Genomic DNA, 25,117 nt, shown 5'->3' with positions numbered 1-25,117 from the left:
TGGATGCAGCGAAGTGGTACAGCATTTGCTGCATCTTTTTATTTAAAACTACAGAGGATAAAACCCCTTATGCTGGTCAAGCCTTCATTTAAAAAAAGATTACTACTTACAACATTATTATCTTTATCGGCTACACAGATTTTTGCATCGAATAACAGTGAACAAATCCCGATTGGTAAATTACCTGAGTGGGTCGTACCCGAATCTTATGATTTAGATTTTAAGATTGATCCCGCACAAAAAGGCTATACCGGTAAAACTACGATTCATCTAAAACTGGCTCAAGCCACAGATCACATCTGGATTCATGGTAAGTCTTTAACGGTTAAAGATGTGAATATTACATCGGCAGAGGGCGTCAAAACCAAGGCAAAATATGAGCAAGCCTCCGAGGTCGATGGGGTGAGTAAAATTAAATTTGCCAAGACTTTGCCCGCAGGACAGTATCAACTTGTTCTAGATTTTAATGCGGCGTACGACCAGCAGCTCGATGGTATTTATAAAATCGAGTTTGAGGGTAAACCTTATGTGATGACGCAAATGGAAGCAATTAGTGCACGCCAGTCATTCCCATCATTTGATGAACCACGTTTTAAAACGCCGTTTAATATTCGTTTGACGATTCCAAGCAAATATTCAGGTTTTGCCAATACTCAACAAACATCTGAGCAAATAGAGAAGTCAGGGTGGAAAACACTCAGTTTTGCACAAACCAAACCACTACCAACATATTTACTTGCATTGGCTGTCGGGCCGTGGCAATTACAAAAAGGACCTGATATTGGAGCAACTTCATGGCGTAAGCAGCCGATCCAGTTACGTGGTATTGCGCCCGATGCTAAAGCTGAAAAAATGCAGCAAGCCTTATCTGAAACGCCAGCCATTTTAAAAACTTTAGAAGATTATTTTGCCTTTGGTTATCCATTTGACAAGCTCGACTTACTTGCAGCACCAGACTTTGCTGCTGGGGCAATGGAGAACCCGGGGTTAATTACTTTTAGAGACTACTTGATGTTATTAGATAAGGACTCGCCAGTTTTTTTTGTACAGAATTCATTTAATGTCAATGCACATGAGCTGGCGCATCAATGGTTTGGTGATGTCGTCACGATGCCATGGTGGGATGATTTGTGGCTAAATGAATCTTTTGCCACATGGATGCAAAGTAAAATTACTCAAAAATTACATCCCGAATTTAATGCTGACCTAGAACGTATTACAGACACTGCAGATGCGATGAAAAGTGACAGCTTAGTGAGTGTGCGCCGTATTCGCCAGCCTATTTTAAGTAATGCCGATATTCAAACTGCTTTTGATGGTATTACTTACCAAAAAGGTGCAGCTGTTTTAAATATGTTCGAAAACTATTTGGGTGAAGAAAAATTCAAACAAGGTGTGCGCAGTTATATTAATAAGCACCAATATGGTAATGCGACAGCCAATGATTTAATTAGCGCTTTAGCAGAGCAGTCTGGACAAGGTGAGCGCTTTACTAGAGCGATGAAAAGTTTCCTTGATCAACCGGGTGTACCTTTAATCAATACTTCACTACAGCAAGAAGGCAATAAAGTCTTTTTAAATGTGAAGCAAAGCCGTTATTTACCTGTGGGCTCAAAAGGTGATGCAAGAAGTCTATGGGGTATACCATTATGCGTACGTTATGAAGTTCCAAATGCAGCCAGTAAGGTCCAGTGTGAGCTGGTAGACCAAGCAGAAGCAAAGATTGAACTCAAAGGTGCCAGCCTTGGCAGTTGGTATATACCAAATGCAGATGCGGCAGGATATTACCAATTTAGTTTGCCTCAAAAAGAGTTTACTCATCTGACTGCTGCTACAGAAAAGCTTTCTAATACTGAACAGTTGGCTTACGCCTACGCGATTTCAGCGGCATTTAACCACGGTGATATTAATTTGTTGGCTGTCGTAGATGCTGCGAAGAAATTTGCCAATTCAAATAGCCGACAAATTAGTACAGCGCTGTTTTCCCAGTTAAGTACGATTTATCGTCATGTATTGAAAACAGACGCTGAACGTGAACATTTTAGAAAAGTCTTAGCTAATTTATATTTACCTAAATTAAATCAGTTGGGTTATGTCAGCAAAACAGGTGAACCAGCTGAAGACAGTTTATGGCGTAGTGAGTTGGTTAGATTTCTTGCTTTAGATATTCAAGTTCCTGAAGTTCGTACCCAACTGTTAAAACAGTCAGATGCTCTCTTTGCTCAAAAGCAGCTTAATTTTGCGCAAGTAACACCTGAATTATTGCCAACTATTTTGGCTGTACGTGTACAAGAAAAAGGTCAACCAGCTTTTGACCGATTGTCTGGAGAGTTACAACGCGTGACTCAACCGACACAACGTCTTGCAATACTTACAGCTTTGGGTTCAGCAAATCAAGAAGCAACGCGCCAACAAGCCCGTCAGTTGATTTTAAATCCGCGTGTTAAAGTTGGTGAGGTTCGTACCGTGGTCAACTCAATCAATAATTATGGAGATGAACAAGGAGGCTTATGGTCTTGGTTTAAAGTAAATCATGACGCCGTGTTTGATCGTTTAGGTAAATCTTCAGCTGGGCGTTTCCCTGCAATGTTTAGTGGGGCAGCATGTACCCAACAACAAGCGGCACAGTTAAATGACTTTTTTGCACCACGAACTAAAGAGTTGGTCGGGGTAGAAAGAGGATTGAAACAGACTAAAGAGCGTATTCAACTCTGCGAATCTTTGGTGGCAAAACAAGATGGATCGATTGTGCAACAGTTAAAGTTGTAATTGATTCAGCCATGAAAAAAGCCAACTGATCGTAGTTGGCTTTTTTATTCAGGGTTCTTATCAAATTACTTTTAAAACAATCTATTGACGGCTGACTTATGCGTAGATGTCTAAAAAGTTTTTAAAGATTTGATGGCCATGTTGACTCAAAATGGATTCAGGATGGAATTGTACGCCTTCAACAGGAAGTGTCTTATGTTTAACGCCCATAATTTCTTCCATTGAGCCATCTGCTTCATTGGTCCAGCATGTTACTTCAAGACAGTCAGGTAGCGTTTCTTGATCAATCACTAATGAATGATAACGAGTTGCCGAGAATGGGCTAGGAAGATTACTGAAAATACCTTTATTGCTATGGTACATATCAGATAAACGTCCGTGCATCACCGTTTTGGCTCTTACAATTTTCCCACCAAAAGCTTGCCCAATACTTTGATGGCCTAAACACACCCCAAGTAAAGGAATTTTTCCGGCAAAATGATTAATTGCAGGAATTGAAATACCTGCTTCACTTGGAGAGCAAGGGCCAGGACCAATCACAAGATATTTTGGTTGCCATCGTTCAATATCCTCTAATGTGACTTGATCATTGCGAACTACTTTTACTTCCTGATTCAACTCGCCAAAGTATTGAACGATGTTGTAGGTAAAAGAGTCGTAATTGTCGATCATTAGAAGCATGATGAACTTAACCTCATGATAATTAAAATATATTTAATGAGTAGTTAGAATATTACTCACATTCATACTCACTGTTTAGAAAAGACTTTTTAGGTTTGAAAAATAAGAAGCCGCTTTCTAATGGGCTAATATAGCAAAAAAAGAAGTAACCAGTTTAACTATTTCATTCGTTAGAAATTTGCAGAAAAAACGGCTTTAAAAAGTGAGGTTTTTTGAAATTATAGATAAGTACAAATAAGGCAGAATAAGCATCTATTATAAATAAAAAAACTATTCTGCCTTGTTCACACAAGAAGATTAAATCTTACGTGTGTTATAAATTAGCCAATCTAAAACATCACCAGACAAGTGTTCAGCTAGTCTTTCTTGAACAGTTTGATGATAACTATTTAACCAGTCTTTCTCTTCATCCGTTAGCATGTCAACGACAATACAATCTAAATGAATCGGGCAAAGTGTGAGCGTTTCAAACTCTAAGAAATCGCCGTAGGTTTCCTCAAACCCTGAGTGAAGTCTGTTTGCAACCAGATTCTCAATACGAATACCGTATTGTCCCTCATGGTATAAGCCCGGCTCGTTGGAAAGAATCATACCTTCACGCAACTTACTATAGGCATGAATAGGCGCGTAATAAGAAAGCACTTGTGGTCCTTCATGCACGTTAAGCGCAAAGCCTACGCCATGACCTGTACCGTGGCGATAATCTAAACCATGTTGCCATAAAGTATGACGACAAATTGAATCGAGTAGAGGAGCGGCTAAACCTTCCGGATAAATCGTTTTTGCCAAAGCAATATGACATTTTAAAACCAGAGTATAGTCACGTTTTTGTTGCTCTGTTGGTGTTCCTACAGGAACAACACGGGTAATGTCGGTAGTACCGTCTACGTATTGTCCACCAGAGTCAATCAGTAATAGACCATCGCCTTCAATGAATGAGTAATGTTCTTCTGTTGCACGGTAGTGAGGTAGAGCACCATTGGCATTAAAGCCGGCAATCGTTGAAAAGCTTGGGCCTATAAAACCCTCTTGTTGAGCACGGAAGGCTGTAATCTTTTCATCAATGGTAAGTTCTGAAATGTGTTGACTTTGATGAAGTGCTTTTTCTAACCAGTTGAAGAAATGGCAAAGGGCAACACCATCTTTCACCATGGCATGACGGATATGAGCTATTTCACTTTCATGCTTACGCGATTTAAAAAGTGTACTTGGATTGATGTCGTAGACAACCTGAATATCTTTTGCGATAGCTTGCTCATGAAAAATCGATACTTTGGCTGGATCTAACAGCACAGATGCATTAGAAATATTTGCTAAAAACAGAGCTGAATCTTGATAGTCACGTATCTCAATGCCATCAGCTTTGAAAGCCTGTTGGGTAGTTAAATCAACTTTGTTGCTATCAATGAATAAAACAACCTGTTGAGCACTGATATATAAATGTGAAAGGAATACAGGGTTGTACTCTACATCTTGCCCACGTGCATTTAAGACCCAAGCAATATCATCTAAAGATGAAATGAAATGTCCTTCAATCGCTTTAGTTTTTAATGTTTCGCGTATTGCCTGAATTTTTTCTTTACGAGATAGAGCATTTAATCCTTCAGGCATTAAATGAATCTGCTCTAAAGGAAGTTCTGGACGATTAGACCAGATTGAACCAATTAAATCTTGCTGTGTTTCAAGCTTAAAGCCACGTTGCTTTGCTGTATTTTCCAACGCTTTAAATTGTTGGATTGAAAGTGTTTGCCCATTTACTGAAATAACCGAACCAGCCGGTAGATTTTTCTCAATCCATGCGAGATGTGTAGAAGATTCATCACTGGTCAGTTTTTGTAATTGAAAGCCAGTTCCAGCGAGTTGTTGTTCGGCTTGTACCCAATAGCGCCCATCGGCCCAGAGTCCTGCAAAGTTTTGGGTCACAACTAAAGTGCCAACAGAGCCACTAAAACCGCTTAACCACTGCCTTGCTTTCCAATAGTCTGGTAAATATTCAGACATATGGGGGTCTGCACTCATAACAACCAAAGTATCAATACTTTGATTGGTCATGAGTTCACGAAGTTTCGCTAGTTTTTCTGGAACAGTTAAGTCGTTCATATCGTTTCCAAATCAGGTTGAACTTTGTTGGTACTTTTGTCCATTAATTTATTCATTGGTTTCTTTAATAAAAATAACACGATTGCGCCAATAACCAAGGCTAATACACAGCGCATAAATAGGCTAGGTAAATGATTAATACCATCTGCCGAGACTTGCCCGCCAATTAAACCTGCCATGAGGTTGCCAAGAGCTGTACCTGTAAACCATAAACCCATAATTTGACTACGTATGACATCAGGTGCAAGTTTGGTCATGGTTGATAAGCCAATTGGGCTTAAGCAAAGTTCACCTATGGTAAGAAGAAATAAAGTACCGACTAACCAAAATGGTGAAACTACTCCGCCATGAATAGCAAAATGACTGGCTAGAGACATAAGTAAAAAGCCACCTGCTGCGAATAACAACGCAATAATAAATTTGCTGATATAGCTTGGATCTTTATTCGCTTTACCTAGTTTCGCCCATAGCCAAGCTGCAACTGGAGCAAAGATAATAATAAAAAGAGCATTGATTGATTCAAACCATACAGTGGGAATCTCAAATCCGAAAACAATACGGTCCGTATAATCTTGCGCAAATAAAGTAAAAGTTGTGGGTTTTTGTTCGAAAGCTGACCAGAATAGGGCAGAGGCTGCTAATAAAACGAAGCAAATAATTATTTTAAATTTTTCATGTTGCTCTAAATTCAGGAAAAGTAGTAAATATGCAAAATAAGCAATAATCCCAATGCTAATTCCTACGGTTAAATAGGTCGCGACAGCCACGGGATTGATGTGAATGATACCAAGGAAGGTTAGCGCAATAACGACTGCAACTGCGAATAAAAAGCTAAATACAATTTTAGGCGCATTTTTATTTTCTACGACAGGTTTGCTACAGCTATTGGCTTCTTGGCGTAGCTCATTAAATGTTTGGAGCTGAGGCATTGCCATAAAACGGAAAATTAATAAAGCAATTAACATCCCAATGCCACCAATACCAAAGCCTAAATGCCAGCCATGGTCTTTCGCCAAAAGCCCTGTAATAAGTGGGGCAATAAATGACCCCATGTTAATTCCCATATAGAAAATGGAAAAACCTGCATCACGTCTTGCGTCATTGGCTTTATATAGTGTTCCCACAATCACGGAAATACATGTTTTAAATAATCCGGTACCTAAAACAATCAGTACTAAACCTAAGTAAAAGAAAGATTGATCAAATACAGATGTAAGGGCAATTGATAAGTGACCTAAGGCAATAATAATTGAACCGTACCAGACAGCACGTGCTTGGCCTAACCAGTTATCAGCAACCCACCCCCCAAAAACGGTCATTAAATACATGGAGCCTGCAAATAATCCAACAATCGCTGCGGCAGTTGGTCGATCAAGTGCTAGACCGCCGTCATTGACCATCGCAATCATATAAAGAACGAGTAAGGGCCGGATTCCATAATAAGAAAATCTTTCCCAAAGCTCTGTAAAAAATAGCGTTTGTAATGGTTTAGGATGGCCGAAAAAAGCTTTATCCGATTGTTCAAAGTCATATTTCATTATTCAAATCCTTGAATGCTTTTAAGTTTTTTATAAACATAACTTTTGGTTTGTTTATTTATAACAAAAATTTATGCATATAGTTTTTAGTTTTTTTTAATAATAAAAGCAAGTTTGGCCTGTATAAAAAAAGTGAATGAAAAAGAACATGAATAGTAAAATTTATTTTTTGCTGAGTAATGTGAGATCTACTATATGTGGTCTTATTAACTGCTTAGATAGCGACTAAATAGTGCGTTTATTTAGAGAAATTCATAAAAATGAAAAATAATTATTAGATTTTAACTAAAGCAGAAGGCATTTAACTGATGGTTTAAGTCATAAATTTAAGTTGCTGAAATAAACCAAAGGAACTCATTGGGGAAGATCGATGTCAAAGGAGTGATTATTTTCAAGTAATCCGATAAGAATCTCAGCATTATATATAAGAAAGTATTATGATCATGGACGACTGTTAGAAATTGATGCAGCGGTTTATATCAGTGCAACAATTTTGCACTAAATTAGGGCAATAATGAGCTATTTAAATATGCCATAATTTGAAAATGTGTGAATATGGTGCATTTACACAAGCAAACAGTATAATGGGTTCAAGACAAGGGGCCTAAAGCATGAATACTTATAAGCAATTCAATGTTTTAGGTAAGTCTTATAAAGTTGGTATGAGAATTGCTTAATAAATACCAGCAACTAACACGCACTCAACAAGTGCAACAAAATTTCATTGGAGCAAAATGAGCATGGCGAACAAGGTCCTTCAACTCATACAAGAAAGTGGCGCAAAATGGGTCGATTTTCGCTTTACTGATACTAAGGGTAAAGAACAGCATGTAACTTACCCAGCTGATTCTATTGATGAAGATACTTTTGAAGACGGTAAAATGTTCGATGGTTCTTCAATCGCTGGTTGGAAAGGTATTGAAGCATCTGACATGATTTTACGTCCGGATGCAGAAACTGGTTTCATCGACCCGTTCTTTGCTGAGCCAACAGTAGTTGTGACTTGTGACGTTATTGAACCTTCAACTGGTCAAGGTTATGAACGTGACCCACGTTCGATTGCTCGCCGTGCAGAAGAATACTTAAAATCTACAGGTATCGGTGATACTGCATTCTTTGGTCCAGAGCCAGAATTCTTTGTATTTGACGAAGTGAAATGGGACATCGATATGTCTGGCGCTCGTCATACATTAATCGCTGAAGAAGCTGCTTGGTCTACTGGTAAAGATTACGAGTCAGGTAACTCAGGTCACCGTCCACGTGTTAAAGGTGGTTACTTCCCAGTTCCTCCAGTTGACTCTGCACAAGATATGCGTGCAGAAATGTGTGCAAAAATTGAAGACATCATGGGCCCAGGTCGTGTAGAAGTACACCACCACGAAGTTGCTTCTTGCCAATTAGAAATTGGTGTGAGCTTCAATACCCTTGTTCGTAAAGCTGACGAAGTTCAACAGTTCAAATATGCTGTTTGGAACGTTGCACATCAATATGCAAAAACAGCTACGTTTATGCCTAAACCAATGGTAGGTGATAACGGTTCTGGTATGCATGTTCACATGTCTATCTCTAAAGATGGCAAGAACTTGTTTGCTGGTGATGAATATGCAGGCCTTTCAGAAATGGCGTTGTACTTCATCGGTGGTATCATCAAGCACGCTCGTGCATTGAATGCAATCACAAACCCATCTACAAACTCATACAAGCGTTTGGTTCCTCACTTCGAAGCACCAATTATGCTTGCTTACTCAGCGCGTAACCGTTCTGCGTCTATCCGTATTCCTTACGTTTCTAACCCTAAAGGCAAACGTATCGAAGCTCGTTTCCCAGACCCAATGATGAACCCGTACTTAGGTTTCGCTGCGTTATTAATGGCTGGTATCGACGGTATCCAAAACAAGATCCATCCGGGCGAAGCTGCTGACAAAAACTTGTACGATCTTCCTCCAGAAGAAGAAGCAAAAATCCCAACAGTTGCTCATAGCCTAGATATGGCTCTTGAAGCACTTCAAGCAGATCACGAATTCTTGTTAAAAGGCGGCGTGTTCACTAAAGAAATGCTTGATGCATACATCGAACTTAAAACTGAAGATGTACGTCGTCTTAACACGACTACTCACCCAGTTGAATTCGATATGTACTATAGCCTGTAATACATACTTCATAAAAAAGCCTGCTTATGCAGGCTTTTTTATTGCTTGGAATGTTGATTGAATTCTCTACGTTTTTTATCAAAAAATTGGGGTAAACTAGGTGCGAGTTTTCATGTGAGCAGATTATGCGTAAACGACAACCAGTACTTAAGCAGGAAAAGACTTTAAATCCTGAATTGAAAACATGGTTGTATGCGTCTGGTTCTCTGACACAACAACTCACTGAGCTGGGTGGGGGGAAGTTCAGCGTAAAGCCTTTCAAAGAACATTTCCAGCGTTTAACTTTTGCCGACAGTCAATGGATGAACATGCCTCATACCCACACTTCTTGGGTAAGGGAAACCTATTTATATGGCAGTGATGTAGAGCCGTGGGTGAAAGCAAAAAGTATTTTTCCCATTCAAAGTTTACAAAAAAAAGCCCGTATATTTCAGCATATTGGTTCTAAGCCAATAGGTCTTTTTTTATTTCAAAGAACAACACCACTTTGTGATCGCCGGGTTATTCGTTTACCAGAAGGCTGGACGCGACAAAGTTGCTATACTTGGCATGGATGTAAATTTATTGTTCAAGAAACATTCTTACCGGCTTTTGAAGCTTTTTTATATCAGCAGCACGACAAGGAATTACTATGACGACTGCAACAGGTACAACATGGCGTCAGCGTTTAGAAGCTTATTATTATCTATGCCGATTTGATAAGCCAATTGGTACTGAACTGGTGTTTTGGCCAACCATGTGGGCACTTTGGGTTGCATCAAAAGGAATACCGAATTTAGGTATTTTATTCGTCATGATTTTAGGCGTCATTTTTATGCGCGCTGCTGGATGTGCCATTAATGACTTTGCTGATCGTAAAGTAGATGGTCATGTAGAGCGTACAAAAACACGTCCGTTAGCAACAGGGGTTATTCGAGCCAGAGAAGCAGTGTATGTATTCTTGGGTCTTGTTTTAGCAAGTGCATGTTTGTTGTTCTTTTTACCCATAGAAACTTTCTACTGGTCATTTGGAGCATTATTTTTAGCTTTCATTTATCCATTTATGAAACGCTATACCAACTTACCGCAAGTTTTTTTAGGAGCAGCATTTTCATGGTCAATTCCAATGGCCTTTACTGCGGTAGGTAAAACTCCGGATCTGACTTGCTGGCTGCTGTATTTTGGTAATTTGGCTTGGACAGTGGCTTATGACACTCAATATGCAATTACAGATCGCGAATATGATTTAAAGATTGGTGTGAAATCTACAGCTATTCTTTTTGGTCGATATGACATCCAGATTATTGCGCTTTTACAAGCAATAAGTCTTGTTTTGATTGGTACTGCGCTATATTTAGAAAATATCTTATTTCCTTGGGCCATTATTGCTTTAGTTGTAGTGGTATTTGATTTTATATATCAAACAATTAAAACCAAAGACCGCAACCCTCAAGTCTGTTTTTGGGCATTCCGTCACAATCGTTGGGTTGGATTAATCATTTTTCTAGGAATATTTTTAAATTTCATATAGTAAAAATGACCGTGAGGTTGAAAAGTGTTCTATGCAGAGCACTTTTTTTATGTCTTAATATTTGTGCATAAAAAATATGCGGAATAAATAACACATAAAAAGGATATTCTATGAAACGGTCAAAAATTGCTTTAGCTATAACATTATCAATTTCAGCACTATTTCTTACAGCGTGTAATGACGATGATGATAATTACACTGGGATAGATACCAATAAAACTTATGTCTCTGAAAGTAATTATGCTATTGATAAAGTTGATAATGCTTCATCAATTAAAGTCATGACTTATAACATGACAAATGTTCAAGGAAAAACCGCAACTGCTACAGCAATGGTACTGTTTCCAAAAGCAATACAACCCAAAGATGGTTATCGGGTAGTGGTATGGGAACATGGAACTGTTGGGGTGGGTGATGGTTGCGCACCAAGTAAAAATGCAATTAATCCGAGATTTAAAATCCTTGCTGAGACTTTGTTGGCAGCCGGTTATGTCATTATTGCGCCAGATTATGAGGGTTTAGGCACCCCAGGCGTACATCCGTACTTAAACTTATCTAGTGAAGCAAAATCTGCATTAGCCGCAGTCAAAGCAGCCAAAGAGCATTATGGGACTCAGTTAAAAGGCGATTGGATGTCAATTGGTCAGTCTCAAGGTGGACATGCCTCATTGGGTACTGCTGAGTTTGCTAATACGGATGTAAGTTATAAGGGTGCTGTAGCTGGAGCACCTGCTTCAAGCTTAGGAACAATCATTCAAATTTATATTGATCCTGAAATGAATCAAGACAGTAATTTTGCAGTTAGTAAGCTAGATCAGGCAATTAGAGCGCGTAGACAGATTGATGCAGCGATTGCTGCAGGTCAAATGTCTCCAAATGATCCACTAGCACTTGCTGTACCTACAATTGATAAAACTGCAGAAGGATATGCCGAATTATTAGCATATGCAGCATTCGCTAGTGCGGGAATTAAAGCACAGCAACCAGACTATGACTTGAAGGCAATTTTTACATCGGGAGCAGCTGACATTGCAGAATTGGCCTATGGTCGTACTGGTGATGATGGTGCTTGTTTAAGTTATCCTGCGCCTGATACTGCAAACGGCCTGCAAGAGAAATTTAAAGCCGGAATATTAGCTTTCTTGGCTGACCCTACACATCAAATTACTCAGTACGGTATCGATCTGAATAAATTTAAGACAGATCAAGTTGTTCAAAACTTTTTGACAGCAACTCAACCTGCAACAAATGCTACAGCCGAGAAAGTTATTAAAACACCGGTATTTATTATTCAAGGCGAAAAAGATCAAGCAGTATTGCCTGTGGTGACACAAGGCTTATTCGCGAATATGAAAGCGAATGCTTTGAAGTTTTTCCCTCAAGCAGGCTACGATCAAGGTTATAAGCTAACCATTGTACCGAATGCGACCCATACTCAAGCAATCGTATGTCAAAATGCCAATGCTGTAGATTTCATTCAAGCTAAAATGTCAGCGGGTACAGGTATTGTGTTAACTGATGCGCAGAAAGATGCCAGCCAAAGCCCTCACTGTACAGGTAAATTTTAAGATCTATTTACTTGATTAAAATTAGTTTTAAAAAGAGTCTCTTTATAGAGGCTCTTTTTGTTATATTGTTACGCATTCTGAAATCGATATTATTTGAGTTTGAAGAACTTATGAGCCAGAAATCTGTTGAAAAAAAATCTGTTCCTTGGTTATTAATGGGATTAGGTTTACTTATTCCTTTTCTGATTATTGGAATACTTTTTTTGGCTGCAAAAAGTGATGCTCAGAATAAGAAACAATATGAACAGCAGCGTTTAGAAATGGAAAAAAGAATAGCTGAGAAAGAAGCTGCCAATTCTGACAAGAAATAACAGTAGTTTTTAATAAATATCTTTTTGTAGCTGGCGTACACTCGGGATGTTTGTATAGCGTCTTACGATATAACCTGCCTCTATGAGCATTTGATCACGAAGACGATCTTCTTCGACTTTCTCAAGGTGAGTAGGGTCATCTAGCTCAATAATGGCTATTACTTCCATGTTTTCATCAAGCAAAACAAAATCAGTGACTTTACGGTTGAACTGACTACGAACCTTATAATCATTACTGGTTATTAATGCGCTAAAAGCCACTTGTGCTAGAACATGATAACTTGGGAAACTCTGTTTTAAGCGTATAAACATTTGAGTTTCAAAATTAGTAATAACAGGACGGGCAAAGAATTTTTGTTTGGGAAATAAATAAGGGCGTAAACAAACAAGAAGAAAAATACAGGTGCTTAAGCAACCTAAAATAATAAAAAATAAGTGACTCGATTCGAACATTTGAAGACATCATACAAATAAAAACCCACTCATAAGGAGTGGGTTTTTAGAATCTTGGCTCTCCCACCTGGGCTCGAACCAGGGACCTGCGGATTAACAGTCCGTCGCTCTACCGACTGAGCTATGGGAGAATCTGGAAAGGGATTTTAGGCAGGAAAGGGGGCGAGGTCAAGGGTTAATAATGGAATTAGTGAGAATATCTAACTGATTGGTTTAAAAATATTCGAAACATTGATTTTATTCAAAATAATAGAAAAATATTAAATGATTAGAAAAGAAAAAGCCCACAATGAATGCGGGCTTTTAGAATCTTGGCTCTCCCACCTGGGCTCGAACCAGGGACCTGCGGATTAACAGTCCGTCGCTCTACCGACTGAGCTATGGGAGATTAGTAGATGGCTCTCCAACCTGGGCTCGAACCAGGGACCTGCGGATTAACAGTCCGTCGCTCTACCGACTGAGCTATTGGAGAATCTGATGCGCATTTTATGGATGAAATCTAAAAGCGTCAATAAGAATATTAAAGAAAATGAATCGTTTGCTTGATTAATATGCTTTTGTTGTACTAAAAATAAAAAAACCACCCAAAACAGGGTGGTTTTTTATAAAGAAATAAAATTATTTCTCTACACCAGCTGGTTGGCCTGCAAGTTTTGCATTTGCATAGTCCCAGTTCACAAGGTTTTCTAAGAAAGTTGCGATGTATTTAGGACGTAAGTTACGGAAATCGATGTAGTAAGCGTGTTCCCATACGTCAATTGTTAATACAGCAATTTGACCATGTGCAAGTGGAGTGTCTGCATTAGAAGTTTTAGTAATAGAAAGTTTACCGTTTACTTCATCAGCAACTAACCAAGCCCAACCTGAACCGAATTGAGTTGTTGCAGCAGCAGTAAATTCTTCTGCAAATTTTTCGTAGCTACCAAAAGCTTCGTCAATTTTAGCAGCGATTGCGCCAGTAGGCTTACCACCGCCGTTTGGCTTCATGCTGTTCCAGTAGAAAGTGTGGTTCCAAACTTGAGCAGCATTGTTGAAAATACCAGCTTTAGATGCATCACCAGCAGTTGCTTTAATGATTTCTTCTAAAGTTTTACCTTCAAGGTCAGTACCTTTGATTAAGTTGTTTAAGTTAACAACATAGGTATTGTGATGTTTGTCGTGATGGTATTCTAAAGTTTCTTTACTGATATGTGGCGCTAAATCATCATAGCCATATGGAAGTGCAGGTAAAGTAATGGTTGTCATGTTCCTATTCCTTGCATTTGCTGGGTTATACAATTAAGTGGCTCTATTGTAAATGATTCTGGATGCAATAGGGCAGCCTTTTAAAGAACTATACACAATAAAGATCTAATTAATACGCATAACACAGATTGAAAAAAAGACTTAATTAAATCGGATTATTCAATTCAAAATATTCACTTTCAATAGCAAACTGCTTTGAAATTGCTTGTGCTAAACGTTGAACCCCATAACGTTCGGTTGCATGGTGACCACAGGCAAAATAATGAACGCCTAATTCTTTTGCTTCATAAAAAGTTCGTTCACTGACTTCGCCTGAAATATAAGCATCGCAACTTTGTAAAGCAGCTTTAGCAATAAAATCTTGAGCACCGCCTGTACAGAAGCCTACTTTTTGAATACTTTGTTTTTCAGCCGGTAAATGGATCACTTTAAAATCAAAACTGTTTTGTAGTTTTGCTTTAAATTCCTCTACAGAAAGCGTTTGCTCTAAATAACCGATATTACCAATTGGATGTTTCTCGGTTAGATCAAGTGGTTCTAAATTTTGTAAGTTTAGTTTTTCTGCAATAGCGATATTATTGCCTAAACTCGGATGTGCATCTAAAGGCAGATGGTAAGCGACTAATGAGATATTATTTTGAATAAGTTTTTTTATACGGTTACCTCGCATACCAGTAATTGGGTACGGTTCGCCCTTCCAAAAATAACCGTGGTGTACGAGTAAGAGATCGGCATTCTGAGCAATGGCTGCATCAATTGCATCTTCAGAAGCAGTAACCGCACAAAGAATACGTTTTACTTCAGTTGAACCTTCAATTTGCAGGCCATTTGGTGCGTAATCTTTAAATTCTGCTGCTTTTAAGGTTTGGTCGCACCACTGAATAATTTCATGCAAATTTGCCATGATATTTCCTGAATTGAGTAGTAAAAGTTGCTAAAGCTATAGAAACATATTTTGTTGTGTAACTAAAGCTAGACAAATCTTTTTTGACTTTTTTATGTATATCGACATATTTAATTTAAAATGCTTAACTGAAAACTCTTTTTGTTCAATATATTAATTTAATTAAAAACTTCTTTGCGTAGAGGATATGAACGTGCGCCGCACCTTTACATGGTTACCTTGGGTGTTACTTATTATTGTAATTGCCAGTTTTATTGCATGGCAAAAATACCATCAGCCGAAACCAACTGTTGCAGTTGATGGGGTGCAAATGCCAGCTGAGAAAGTTGAGCCACTGGTTGATACTTCTCGAACGGGCGGGGTGGTGTCTTATAGTGCTGCGGTAAAAGTTGCAGCACCAGCAGTAGTTAATATTTTTACGACCCAGAAAGTTAAACAAAATCATCCTTTATTAAGTGATCCGGTATTCCGTGAATTTTTTGGAAATCAGGTTCCTGAGCAACAACAGCAAAATGAAAATAGTTTAGGTTCAGGGGTTATTGTTCGCGCCGATGGTTATATTCTCACCAATAATCATGTGATTGCTCAAGCTGACCAGATTGTGGTGGCATTACATGATGGACGTCGAGCAGAAGCTACAATTGTTGGTACCGACCCTGATACGGATTTGGCGGTTATTAAAATCGATTTAGATAAATTGCCAGTATTGCCTTTTAAGCTCAGTGGTAATGAAGTTGGTGATGTTGTTTTAGCAATTGGTAATCCATTTGGCGTAGGGCAAACTGTAACTCAAGGGATTATTTCAGCAACCGGTCGCTCTGATTTAGGTATTAATACCTATGAAGACTTTATTCAAACTGATGCTGCAATTAACCCAGGTAACTCAGGTGGCGCATTAATCGATGTGGCTGGTAACTTGATTGGTGTAAATACGGCGATTTTCTCACAATCGGGTGGCTCTTTAGGTATTGGCTTCGCGATTCCGGCAAAGGTTTGTCAGCAAGTATTAAACTCGATTTTAAAAGATGGTCGTGTTGTTCGTGGTTGGTTGGGTATTAGTTTACTTCCACCTACACAAGACGATGTATTGGCACCTAAACAGCAAGTGGGTGTAGTGGTTGCTGATGTCTTAAAAAATGGTCCGGCAGATGCTGCAGGAATTAAAGTTGGCGATAAAATTGTTCAGGTGAATAATGAGTCGATCACTTCAGCTTCTCATTTAATTAATTATGTCGCTTTGCAAGCACCAAATAGCGAAATTAATGTTCTGGTTGAAAGAGATGGTAAACAACAAAACTATGTTGTGACGGTAGGTGAGCGAAAAGCACAGAATACACAATCTCAGTATATTCCGCTTCCAAGACGTTAAAACCTAAATAAAAAAAGCCTCATTTTGAGGCTTTTTTTATTGTTGTGTATTAAGAGTGACTAAGACTTTGATGCTGATTTTTAAATTCAGCTAAAGCTTCAATTCGATATTGAATAAGCATTTCACCAATTTCAGCACCCTTAATGTTCTCCGGTAAATCTTGAACTTTAATGGAACGAACAATTTGCATGGCTTCACGCATGTATTGAGCTTGAGGATATGGACGGTCTTCTAGTCCTAATCTGCCTTTTGCATCACACTCGCAGGCTTGTACAAAAGCTTCCACTCTTTCTGGACGACGTAAAACATCTAAGCGTTGCAATAGACGCCATAAAGTACCAGGTTTCAAGGACATAATCTGATGACATTTTAAATGTTCTTTACAAACAGATAAGGCTAATTGTTTGGTTTGTGTCGGAACTCTTAAACGTTCACATAATTGGGTAACTGGCTTAATTCCACGTTCTTCATGCATGATATGACGAGGAAGTTCCTCGGCTGGAGTGAGAGCCTTACCAAGATCATGTATTAAAACAGCGAAACGTACATCAAGCGAGTAGTTCGACTTACAAGCTTGCTGTAATGACATTAAAGTATGAATGCCACAATCCACTTCAGGATGATATTCGGGGCGTTGAGGCACACCGAATAAAGCATCAATCTCAGGGAAAAGATGTTTTAAGGCCCCACAATCACGCAAAGTTTGGAAATAAATATCGGCATGATTTTCCATTAAAGCGCGTGAAGTTTCTTTCCAGACGCGCTCTGGTGTTAGTGCATCAAGTTCACCTGAATCTGCCATGGTTTGCATAAGTTGCAATGTCTCTGGCGCAATTTGAAAACCATATGGGAAATATCGGGCGGCAAAACGCGCGACTCGCAATACCCGTAAAGGGTCTTCAGCAAAAGCTTCTGAAACGTGGCGTAGAATTTTATTTTCTAAGTCGTTTTGGCCACCATATGGATCATATATTTTACCATCTTGATCCATTGCAATCGCATTAATGGTTAAGTCTCGACGAATTAAGTCATCTTCTAAACTAACGGTTGTATCAGTAAAGAATTGAAACCCGTGATATCCCTGTCCAGACTTTCGTTCGGTTCGTGCAAGTGCGTATTCTTCTTTGGTTTCGGGATGAAGAAACACAGGAAAATCTTTGCCTACAGGTTGAAAACCTTGGGCGAGCATGTGTTCCGGCGTTGCACCGACCACAACATAGTCTTTTTCTTGATAGGGATGCCCAAGTAAATAATCTCGAACAGCACCGCCTACTAAATACACTTGCATGAAAAAACCTCTATTCTTCAAGCAATCATGCTACAGAATAGAGGTTTTCTCAAGTCATTAGAAAGGCTTTTCGTAAAAAGCGGTTTCTAAATTACTTTTCTTGCTGTTGAATTTCAGCAACTGTTAAAGCAGTCATATTGATAAGACGGCGAGTCGTCGCTGTCGGAGTCAAAATATGAACTGGTTTAGCAGCACCTAGCAAAATTGGACCAATTGTTACGTTGTTACCAGAAGTTGCTTTTAACAAGTTGAACGAAATATTTGCTGCATCTAAGTTCGGCATAATCAACAAGTTCGCTGAACCTTTGAAACGAGAACCAGGGAATGCAAAATGACGAATATTTTCGTCTAATGCTGCATCACCATGCATTTCACCTTCAACTTCAAGCTCTGGAGCTTGCTCAGATAAAATACGATAAACTTCACGCATTTTTTGAGCGCTTGAGTCTGTCTGGTCACTACCGAAGCTTGAATGAGAAAGTAGCGCTACGCGTGGTGTAATACCAAAGCGACGTACTTCTTCAGCCGCTAAAATAGTCATTTCAGCAAGTTGTTCAGCAGTCGGATTAGTGTTTACATAAGTATCAGCAATAAACAAGTTGCGATCTTCAAGCATTAATGCATTAAGCGTGAAGAAGTTGTTCATGCCTTCTTTAAGACCAATTACATTGCGTACGAAGTCAAGGTGAATGTTATAGCTACTGTAAGTACCACATAACATACCGTCTGCTTTGCCAAACTTAACTAGAAGTGCAGCAATGAGTGTTGAACGACGGCGAGCTTCACGTTGAGCATATTCAACAGTGATGCCTTTGCGTTGCATAGTTTGATAGTAGTCTTTCCAAAACTCTTCGTATAACGGATTTTGTTCTTGATCTACAATCTCGATATTTACGCCGTGTTGTAAACGTAAGCCTAATTTTTTGATGTTTGCTTCAATGACTGCTGTACGACCAACTAAGATTGGTTTAGCTAAATCTTCATCAACTGCAATTTGAACAGCACGTAATACGCGCTCATCTTCACCTTCAGCGTATGCAATACGTTTAGGATCTGTTTTTGCTTGAGCAAAAATCGGTTTCATCAAGAATGCTGAGTTATAAACAAACTCAGAAAGTTTTTGACGATATGCAGAGAAATCTTCGATAGGACGAGTTGCAACACCTGAATCCATTGCTGCTTTAGCAACAGCAGGCGCAATTTCTAAAATCAAACGTTGATCAAGTGGGCGTGGAATTAAGTAGTCACGGCCAAATGAAGCAGATTTTTCACCATAAGTAGCTGCGTCAGCTTCTACGTGAGCCATACGTGCAATTGCGTGTACACATGCAATTTTCATATCTTCGTTAATTGTTGTAGCACCTACGTCAAGTGCACCACGGAAGATATAAGGGAAACATAAAGCATTGTTTACTTGGTTCGGGTAGTCCGAACGACCAGTTGCCATGATTACATCTGGACGTACTTCATGTGCATGTTCAGGCAGAATTTCTGGATCCGGGTTTGCTAATGCAAAAATAATCGGATTTTCAGCCATTTGTTTCACCATATCTTTGGTGAGAATACCAGCAGCTGAAAGACCTAAGAACATATCCGCGCCAGCCATTACTTCATGTAATTGAGTCGCTTTAATGTCTTGTACATAACGTTTTTTCGATTCATCCAAGCCTTCACGTGAAGTTGTAAGAAGACCACGAGAATCGGCAACAATGATGTTTTCTTTATTTACGCCTAAAGCACAAAGTAAATCTAAACAAGAAAGGGCAGCAGCACCTGCACCTGAAGCAACGATTTTGATTTCTTCAATTTTCTTATTAACGATTTGTAGAGCATTTAATAATGCTGAACCTACAATAATACTTGTTCCGTGTTGGTCATCATGGAACACAGGAATCTTCATGCGTTCACGAAGTTTCTTTTCGATATAGAAACATTCAGGTGCTTTGATATCTTCAAGGTTAATACCACCGAAAGTTGGTTCTAATGAAGCAACAATATCAACGATTTTATCTGGATCGTTTTCAGCAATTTCAATATCAAATACATCGACACCAGCGAACTTTTTGAACAGAACGCCTTTACCTTCCATTACCGGTTTAGAAGCTAATGGACCAATATTACCTAAACCAAGAACCGCAGTACCGTTACTGACAACAGCAACCAAGTTACCACGCGCTGTATATTTTGCAGCAGTTGAAGGATCACGTTCAATCTCTAAACATGGAGCAGCAACCCCTGGTGAATAAGCTAGAGCCAAATCTCGTTGGTTGACAAGTTGCTTACTTGGCGTGACGCTGATTTTCCCTGGATTTGGATATTCGTGGTAATTTAAAGCGGCCTGTTTTAAAGATTGATCGTCCATCTGAGTCTCTATTGATACAAAAAAGCAAACTAGTCAAGTTGCTCACAAAGGTTGGTAATTTATCTGCTTACTATGTACAAAATTATATCAAGTAACATAATAGGTAGACGAATGGCCAATAGCCTCATGGTGAGCTAAATGCTAAAGAATATAACACTACTTCTCTATTTCTCACAGTCAAAAACGCTCATTTTTGGAAAAACCAGCGCATGTAAAATAGACTGTTAAAACAATTATCAAATATGCGTATTTGTTTGTAGATATTGAAGAATCTGATTTGGATGAAGTGGACGGCTAAAGAAAAAGCCTTGTAAAAAATCACATTGCTGCTTTTGTAGATAAATAACTTGTTCTTCGGTTTCCACACCTTCTGCAACTAGCTTTAATCCCATGCTTTTACCCATCGCAATCATCGCATTCACAATTGCTTCTTGTTTTTGATCACCGATTTTCGAAACAAAGGCCCGGTCAATTTTTAAAACATCGATTGGGTATTCTGTTAAATAAGCTAGCGATGAATATCCAGTGCCAAAATCATCTAGTGCAATTGAAATATTACGTTCTTTAATGGAGTGCAATAGTTTTTTTACATTGTCAGTATTATCTAATAAAGCAGATTCCGTGATTTCTAGTTCTAAATTTGAACCATCAAGATGATATGTGTCTAAGACTTCGTCTAAATCACTGAGTAAAAAACCTCGATGAATTTGTTGAGCAACAATATTTACAGAAACTCGGACATCGGCGTAGCCAGCTTTTTTCCATTCTTGTAGCTGTTTGCCAACTTTATCTAAAACGACTTTACCAATATCGGAAATAAGGCTACTACGTTCAGCAAAAGGAATGAACATATTTGGCATAACTAACCCTTTTTCAGGATGCTGCCAGCGAATGAGTGCTTCAAAACCTTTAATCGATTTGTCATTTAAATTAATTTTTGGTTGGTAATACACCACAAATTCATCATTTTGAATGGCTTTACGCAACTCTTGTTCTAAGTCTGCTGTTTTATATGGGTTTGTAGTTTTATTACAATAATAGCTAATAGTATTGCCACCTAAACGTTTTGCTTCCGACAACGCTTGTTCGGCATGATTGTTGAGGTGATCAATTTGCCGGCCATGCTCAGGGAAACAAGCAACCCCAATAGAAGCTGTAATGAAATATTCTTGTTCATCAATATAAAAAGGCGCATTTAAAGCTTGTAATATATTTTGGCAATATTGCTCAATGTTGGGATGAATAGGTGATATTTCATAAATAATTGCAAAATCATCGCCGTTTAAGTAAGCCACTAAAATTGCATTGATATTGGTCAGTCGTAGTCGCTGTGCAAATTGTTTAAGTAACTCATCCCCACTATCATTATTTAGAAATTCATTAAATGCTCTAAATCTATCGATATTAATACGTATTAAAGCCAGATTTTTAAAACTATAAGATGGATTAACAAGATATTGATGTAATTGATTATAATAGTAAAAGCGGTTAGGTAGGTGAGTCAAACTATCATAATTTTTTAAATAAGATAAATGCTGCTCTTGTCGCTTTTGGTCGGTTAAATCACGTGCAAAACCAATATAATTAATAATCTGGTTGTACTCATCTTTAACTGCATTAATATGAAGCCATAAATAGACACTTTTACCTGATGTAAACTTTTCATCAAATTGGCCCATATATTCGCCAGTTTTTAGAAGTTGTTGAGTAATGGAGTCGTGAAATTGTTGTTGCTGTAGCTTCTGATTTATTGTGATATTAAATAGCTGCTGACTTAATAATTCAGATTTTGAAAAGCCAGTTAATTTCTCATAATAGGGGTTAACTTCAATATAGTTGAGTTTTTCATCTAGAATAAAAATTCCTTCAGCTGCCTGCTCAAGCACAATCGCAGAAAGTCTCAAATGTTCTTGATCTTTTTTTTCCTGATGAATATCTCTGGTCATTCCGACCATACGTAAAGCTTTATTGGTTTTAGGATCACGGCTAATGACACGTCCTACGTCATGAATCCAACGCCACGAACCATTACGACGTAAAATGCGGAAGGTAATATTGAAGTGATCAGATTTTCCTTCCAAGTGTTCTTTTAAACGTTCATCAAATAACTTTCGGTCATTGGGATGAATGCGCTCTAAAATTGACTTGAGGTGTAAAGGAGTATTTTGAGTTTGTTTTTGTTGATCAAAAAACGTTATTTCTAATTTTTGTTTCTCAATATCCCAATCCCACGGTCGGATACCTGCTGTTTCATGTGCAAATGCTAAATTATGATGATGGCTTTCAAGCCTCTCATTCATTTTAGTGAGGTCATATGTCCTTTCCCGAACCTTTTGTTCGAGCAAATGATTATTAAATTGAAGCTGTGCTTCAATATCTTTAGATTTATTTACTTCTTGTTGGAGCTGTACACATAACTCTTCAGCCCATTGAGTATGCTGTTCTGCTACTTGAACAAGTTGTTTATTTTTAAATAATAGTTGAGAAATTTTTTGATAGTTACGCTGAGTTGCATAAGCACAAAGTAAAGTTGCGACGAAAGCTAAATTATATGCAAAGTAAAAGGGGAGTTGGGTGATTTGAGAATGAGTAAACTGTCCAATAATGAGTGGAACTGTACTTGGAATAAAGAGTAAATAAAAATATCGAGGTTGTTGAGTTAAAAATGTAAGACCAATTATGTGGGCTGAGGTAATAAATAATGCTATGAGGATATGAACATCAGAAACAGATATTAAAGTGTCAGGAAGGGAAAAATGCAGAACAATGATATTTATTCCCATTAAAATTCCAGACGCCAAACAAATGCCTTGTAGCACTAAATCCGTTTTCTTAATGAAATGAATATCACGATAATGTGTTAATAGCTTTGGGACAAATAATAGACAAGTAAGCGTTAAAATAGTAAAGCCAATTGACCAAATAAAGTTTGTAATGTAAGAAGTAAAGTAACAAAAGAAAATAATAGCTGAAATTAGGCACAGTAAAATTAGGCTAACAAGATACCAGCGGATATATTGAATTGAGAGGCGAAGCTGCTCAATTTTTGTTTGATGCTGTAAATATTCTTCCTGAAGGCCAGACATAAGATTTTTCTATCCTATTTTTTTACATTTATACAGAAAGAATCTGATTTATCAGTGGAAAAAAATTTAAATTAATATTCATACCGTAAAAGTAAGTTAACTTTAATTGTTGATTTAATCAATGTTCAATAAGTTTATATGGATAAAAACCGATAATTTAAAATAGATAATGCTACAACAGGTGCAGTTTCAGTACGTAATACACGGTCCCCAATACACCAGTTCATAAATCCAGCTTGATTGGCTTGCGTAATTTCATTGTCACTTAAACCACCCTCAGGACCAATTAAGAGGGCTAGTTCAGGTTGTATTCCTGCCAATACATCTTTTTGCTCTTTTTCAGGAGCCAAAACAAATTTAGATGCAGGAAGGTCAGATGAGTTTAACCATTCATGAAGAGAAATAGGTGCTAAAACTTCTGGAACTAAATTGAGTCCACATTGCTCACATGCTGCAATTGCAACAGCTTGCCAATGATCTAATTTTTTTTGATCGCGGTCGTATTTCAAACGCATTTCGCAACGTTCACTGGTCAAGAGCTGAATCTTACTGACGCCAAGTTCAGTTGCTTTCTGAATGGCATAATCCATTCGGTCACCTTTACTCATGACCTGACCAAGAAGGGCTTTAAATGGGGTATTACGGTTTACAGGATTAAAATTCTCAATAGTGACAAACGCATTTTTTTTATTAATTTCGGTCAATGTCGCGAGATACTCACCACCTTGGCCATTAAATAATATGGCTTGTTCTTGTAATTGTGCGCGTAAAACACGTACCCAATGATGGAAGACTGATTCAGTTAGTTGAATTGTTGAGCCAACTGTAAGTTCAGTTTCGATAAAAAAACGATTCATTGGGTACGCCTTACAAAATTAATTTAAACCAAGGTCAACAACAAGCTGACGAGTTGGTTCGACTTGGTTCATTGAGTAGAAGTGTAAGCTTGGTGCACCACCTGCAATGAGGCGTTCGCATAGCTTAACAACAACTTCATGACCAAAAGCTTTAATACTTTCACTGTCATCGCCATAGGCTTGTAATTGCTTACGAATCCAGCGAGGAATTTCAGCACCAGTACCATCTGCAAAGCGAATTAAATTACTTGCATTGGTAATAGGCATGATACCAGGAGCGACTGGAATGTTAATTCCAGCTTTATCCAAACGTTCTATAAAATAAAAGTATGAGTCTGGATTAAAGAAGAATTGAGTAATTCCCGCATTGGCACCAGCTTGTACTTTTTCAATAAAACGTTGGATATCTGAGTCAAGGCTTTCGGCTTGAGGATGCATTTCTGGATAAGCCGCAACTTCAATATGAAAGTGGTCGCCTGAGTGCTCACGAATAAAACGTACTAAATCTTGAGCATAAGGAAGTTCGCCAAGACCAACCTGTCCAGATGGTAAGTCACCACGTAAAGCGACAATACGGTCAATGCCTTGAGCTTTGTATAAATCGAGTAGTTCAGCAATACGCGTCTTATCATCACCAATACAAGAAAGGTGAGGGGCAACAGGAGTGCCTTTACCATTGAAATCTTCAATAGCAGCAAGTGTGCGTTCACGAGTAGAACCACCAGCACCATAAGTAATCGAAAAAAACTCTGGATTTAATTGCTGTAATTCTTGGTGAACAATACGAAGTTTTTCAGCACCGGCATCAGTTTTTGGCGGAAAAAACTCAAAAGAAATAGGTGTACGTTTAGTCATGTCAAATCCTTGTAAACAGCGAAACATTTTTAGAAAAAAGGGCAGTCGGTTCACCGTCTGCCCTTATGTTC

General features: G+C 38.3%; 18 protein-coding genes and 3 tRNA genes. 7 read left to right on the top strand and 14 right to left on the bottom strand.

All coding sequences use genetic code 11. The annotated features are described in order from the left end of the window. Positions 1-3 precede the first annotated feature (3 nt). The gene (locus MKL36_RS09280; protein WP_021510999.1) at positions 4-2,769 is read left to right on the top strand and encodes a M1 family metallopeptidase; all 2,766 of its coding nucleotides are present in this window, start codon (positions 4-6) and stop codon (positions 2,767-2,769) included. A 96-nt stretch (positions 2,770-2,865) separates the two neighbouring features. Here MKL36_RS09280 and MKL36_RS09275 read toward each other — a convergent pair whose 3' ends face one another. The 3 genes from MKL36_RS09275 to MKL36_RS09265 form a co-directional block, all read right to left on the bottom strand. Next, a complete protein-coding gene (locus MKL36_RS09275; protein WP_000925673.1) occupies positions 2,866-3,450 on the bottom strand; it encodes an anthranilate synthase component II in 585 nt (194 codons plus the stop codon). 297 nt (positions 3,451-3,747) lie between these two features. Further along, positions 3,748-5,550, bottom strand: coding sequence for an aminopeptidase P family protein (locus MKL36_RS09270; protein ID WP_021510998.1), 1,803 nt, complete (start codon positions 5,548-5,550; stop codon positions 3,748-3,750). Next, positions 5,547-7,088 carry a peptide MFS transporter gene (locus MKL36_RS09265; RefSeq protein WP_000872622.1) on the bottom strand — a complete coding sequence of 514 codons (1,542 nt, stop codon included), beginning with the start codon at positions 7,086-7,088 and terminating at the stop codon, positions 5,547-5,549. The genes MKL36_RS09270 and MKL36_RS09265 overlap by 4 nt, the downstream gene beginning before the upstream one ends. A 734-nt stretch (positions 7,089-7,822) precedes the next feature. Here MKL36_RS09265 and glnA point away from each other — a divergent pair. From glnA to MKL36_RS09240, 5 genes are all read left to right on the top strand, one after another. Next, positions 7,823-9,238, top strand: coding sequence for a type I glutamate--ammonia ligase (glnA, locus tag MKL36_RS09260; RefSeq protein ID WP_000061267.1), 1,416 nt, complete (start codon positions 7,823-7,825; stop codon positions 9,236-9,238). Positions 9,239-9,363: 125 nt separating this feature from the next. Beyond that, complete coding sequence (locus tag MKL36_RS09255) at positions 9,364-9,873, top strand: chorismate--pyruvate lyase family protein (RefSeq protein ID WP_001231791.1); 510 nt, start codon at positions 9,364-9,366, stop codon at positions 9,871-9,873. After that, positions 9,870-10,748, top strand: a complete 879-nt coding sequence (gene ubiA / locus MKL36_RS09250) for a 4-hydroxybenzoate octaprenyltransferase (RefSeq protein ID WP_021510997.1) — start codon at positions 9,870-9,872, stop codon at positions 10,746-10,748. The genes MKL36_RS09255 and ubiA overlap by 4 nt, the downstream gene beginning before the upstream one ends. A 110-nt stretch (positions 10,749-10,858) precedes the next feature. Then, positions 10,859-12,316: an alpha/beta hydrolase family protein gene (locus MKL36_RS09245; RefSeq protein WP_002045860.1), complete on the top strand. Its 1,458-nt coding sequence runs from the start codon at positions 10,859-10,861 to the stop codon at positions 12,314-12,316. 110 nt (positions 12,317-12,426) lie between these two features. Then, the gene (locus tag MKL36_RS09240) at positions 12,427-12,627 is read left to right on the top strand and encodes a hypothetical protein (protein WP_031222705.1); all 201 of its coding nucleotides are present in this window, start codon (positions 12,427-12,429) and stop codon (positions 12,625-12,627) included. A gap of 9 nt (positions 12,628-12,636) precedes the next feature. On the opposite strand, the gene MKL36_RS09235 is transcribed toward MKL36_RS09240, so the two are convergent. The 6 genes from MKL36_RS09235 to MKL36_RS09210 form a co-directional block, all read right to left on the bottom strand. Beyond that, on the bottom strand, positions 12,637-13,080 hold the full coding sequence (locus MKL36_RS09235) for a DUF2726 domain-containing protein (protein WP_000464149.1): 444 nt from the start codon (positions 13,078-13,080) through the stop codon (positions 12,637-12,639). A gap of 55 nt (positions 13,081-13,135) precedes the next feature. Continuing rightward, positions 13,136-13,211, bottom strand: a tRNA-Asn gene (locus MKL36_RS09230). Between the two features lie 181 nt (positions 13,212-13,392). Continuing rightward, positions 13,393-13,468, bottom strand: a tRNA-Asn gene (locus MKL36_RS09225). Positions 13,469-13,476: 8 nt separating this feature from the next. Next, positions 13,477-13,552 (bottom strand) — tRNA-Asn (locus tag MKL36_RS09220). A gap of 146 nt (positions 13,553-13,698) precedes the next feature. Continuing rightward, entirely contained in the window at positions 13,699-14,325 is a 627-nt protein-coding gene (locus MKL36_RS09215) for a superoxide dismutase (RefSeq protein ID WP_000208082.1), read from the bottom strand. Between the two features lie 145 nt (positions 14,326-14,470). Beyond that, positions 14,471-15,229, bottom strand: a complete 759-nt coding sequence (locus tag MKL36_RS09210) for a Nif3-like dinuclear metal center hexameric protein (RefSeq protein ID WP_001284931.1) — start codon at positions 15,227-15,229, stop codon at positions 14,471-14,473. Positions 15,230-15,422: 193 nt separating this feature from the next. Here MKL36_RS09210 and MKL36_RS09205 point away from each other — a divergent pair, with 193 nt between their 5' ends. Continuing rightward, the gene (locus tag MKL36_RS09205) at positions 15,423-16,598 is read left to right on the top strand and encodes a S1C family serine protease (protein WP_021510995.1); all 1,176 of its coding nucleotides are present in this window, start codon (positions 15,423-15,425) and stop codon (positions 16,596-16,598) included. 49 nt (positions 16,599-16,647) lie between these two features. On the opposite strand, the gene MKL36_RS09200 is transcribed toward MKL36_RS09205, so the two are convergent. The 5 genes from MKL36_RS09200 to metF form a co-directional block, all read right to left on the bottom strand. Beyond that, positions 16,648-17,886 (bottom strand): multifunctional CCA addition/repair protein, encoded by a 1,239-nt coding sequence (locus MKL36_RS09200; RefSeq protein ID WP_021510994.1) that lies wholly within the window; start codon positions 17,884-17,886, stop codon positions 16,648-16,650. Between the two features lie 91 nt (positions 17,887-17,977). Then, positions 17,978-20,248, bottom strand: coding sequence for an NADP-dependent malic enzyme (locus tag MKL36_RS09195; protein ID WP_021510993.1), 2,271 nt, complete (start codon positions 20,246-20,248; stop codon positions 17,978-17,980). Between the two features lie 236 nt (positions 20,249-20,484). Beyond that, complete coding sequence (locus MKL36_RS09190; RefSeq protein WP_021510992.1) at positions 20,485-23,334, bottom strand: putative bifunctional diguanylate cyclase/phosphodiesterase; 2,850 nt, start codon at positions 23,332-23,334, stop codon at positions 20,485-20,487. Positions 23,335-23,468: 134 nt separating this feature from the next. Then, positions 23,469-24,191: a 16S rRNA (uracil(1498)-N(3))-methyltransferase gene (locus MKL36_RS09185; protein WP_002132055.1), complete on the bottom strand. Its 723-nt coding sequence runs from the start codon at positions 24,189-24,191 to the stop codon at positions 23,469-23,471. 18 nt (positions 24,192-24,209) lie between these two features. Beyond that, on the bottom strand, positions 24,210-25,046 hold the full coding sequence (gene metF / locus MKL36_RS09180) for a methylenetetrahydrofolate reductase [NAD(P)H] (protein WP_000167013.1): 837 nt from the start codon (positions 25,044-25,046) through the stop codon (positions 24,210-24,212). Positions 25,047-25,117 lie beyond the last annotated feature (71 nt).

This window comes from Acinetobacter sp. AOR12_HL, assembly GCF_027855275.1.
Classification (GTDB): Bacteria; Pseudomonadota; Gammaproteobacteria; order Pseudomonadales; family Moraxellaceae; genus Acinetobacter; species Acinetobacter baumannii.
Note: the sequence above shows the minus strand (reverse complement) of the source record. Positions and strands in the feature narration are given on the sequence as shown.

Excerpts from the sequence above, each read along its gene's own strand:
- MKL36_RS09280 (WP_021510999.1), top strand. The coding sequence starts at position 4 with ATGCAGCGAAGTGGTACAGCATTTGCTGCATCTTTTTATTTAAAACTA.
- MKL36_RS09195 (WP_021510993.1), bottom strand. The coding sequence starts at position 20,248 with ATGGACGATCAATCTTTAAAACAGGCCGCTTTAAATTACCACGAATAT.
- MKL36_RS09190 (WP_021510992.1), bottom strand. The coding sequence starts at position 23,334 with ATGTCTGGCCTTCAGGAAGAATATTTACAGCATCAAACAAAAATTGAG.
- MKL36_RS09185 (WP_002132055.1), bottom strand. The coding sequence starts at position 24,191 with ATGAATCGTTTTTTTATCGAAACTGAACTTACAGTTGGCTCAACAATT.
- MKL36_RS09240 (WP_031222705.1), top strand. The coding sequence starts at position 12,427 with ATGAGCCAGAAATCTGTTGAAAAAAAATCTGTTCCTTGGTTATTAATG.
- MKL36_RS09270 (WP_021510998.1), bottom strand. The coding sequence starts at position 5,550 with ATGAACGACTTAACTGTTCCAGAAAAACTAGCGAAACTTCGTGAACTC.
- MKL36_RS09245 (WP_002045860.1), top strand. The coding sequence starts at position 10,859 with ATGAAACGGTCAAAAATTGCTTTAGCTATAACATTATCAATTTCAGCA.
- MKL36_RS09210 (WP_001284931.1), bottom strand. The coding sequence starts at position 15,229 with ATGGCAAATTTGCATGAAATTATTCAGTGGTGCGACCAAACCTTAAAA.
- glnA (WP_000061267.1), top strand. The coding sequence starts at position 7,823 with ATGAGCATGGCGAACAAGGTCCTTCAACTCATACAAGAAAGTGGCGCA.
- metF (WP_000167013.1), bottom strand. The coding sequence starts at position 25,046 with ATGACTAAACGTACACCTATTTCTTTTGAGTTTTTTCCGCCAAAAACT.
- MKL36_RS09200 (WP_021510994.1), bottom strand. The coding sequence starts at position 17,886 with ATGCAAGTGTATTTAGTAGGCGGTGCTGTTCGAGATTATTTACTTGGG.
- ubiA (WP_021510997.1), top strand. The coding sequence starts at position 9,870 with ATGACGACTGCAACAGGTACAACATGGCGTCAGCGTTTAGAAGCTTAT.
- MKL36_RS09275 (WP_000925673.1), bottom strand. The coding sequence starts at position 3,450 with ATGCTTCTAATGATCGACAATTACGACTCTTTTACCTACAACATCGTT.
- MKL36_RS09215 (WP_000208082.1), bottom strand. The coding sequence starts at position 14,325 with ATGACAACCATTACTTTACCTGCACTTCCATATGGCTATGATGATTTA.
- MKL36_RS09235 (WP_000464149.1), bottom strand. The coding sequence starts at position 13,080 with ATGTTCGAATCGAGTCACTTATTTTTTATTATTTTAGGTTGCTTAAGC.
- MKL36_RS09255 (WP_001231791.1), top strand. The coding sequence starts at position 9,364 with ATGCGTAAACGACAACCAGTACTTAAGCAGGAAAAGACTTTAAATCCT.
- MKL36_RS09265 (WP_000872622.1), bottom strand. The coding sequence starts at position 7,088 with ATGAAATATGACTTTGAACAATCGGATAAAGCTTTTTTCGGCCATCCT.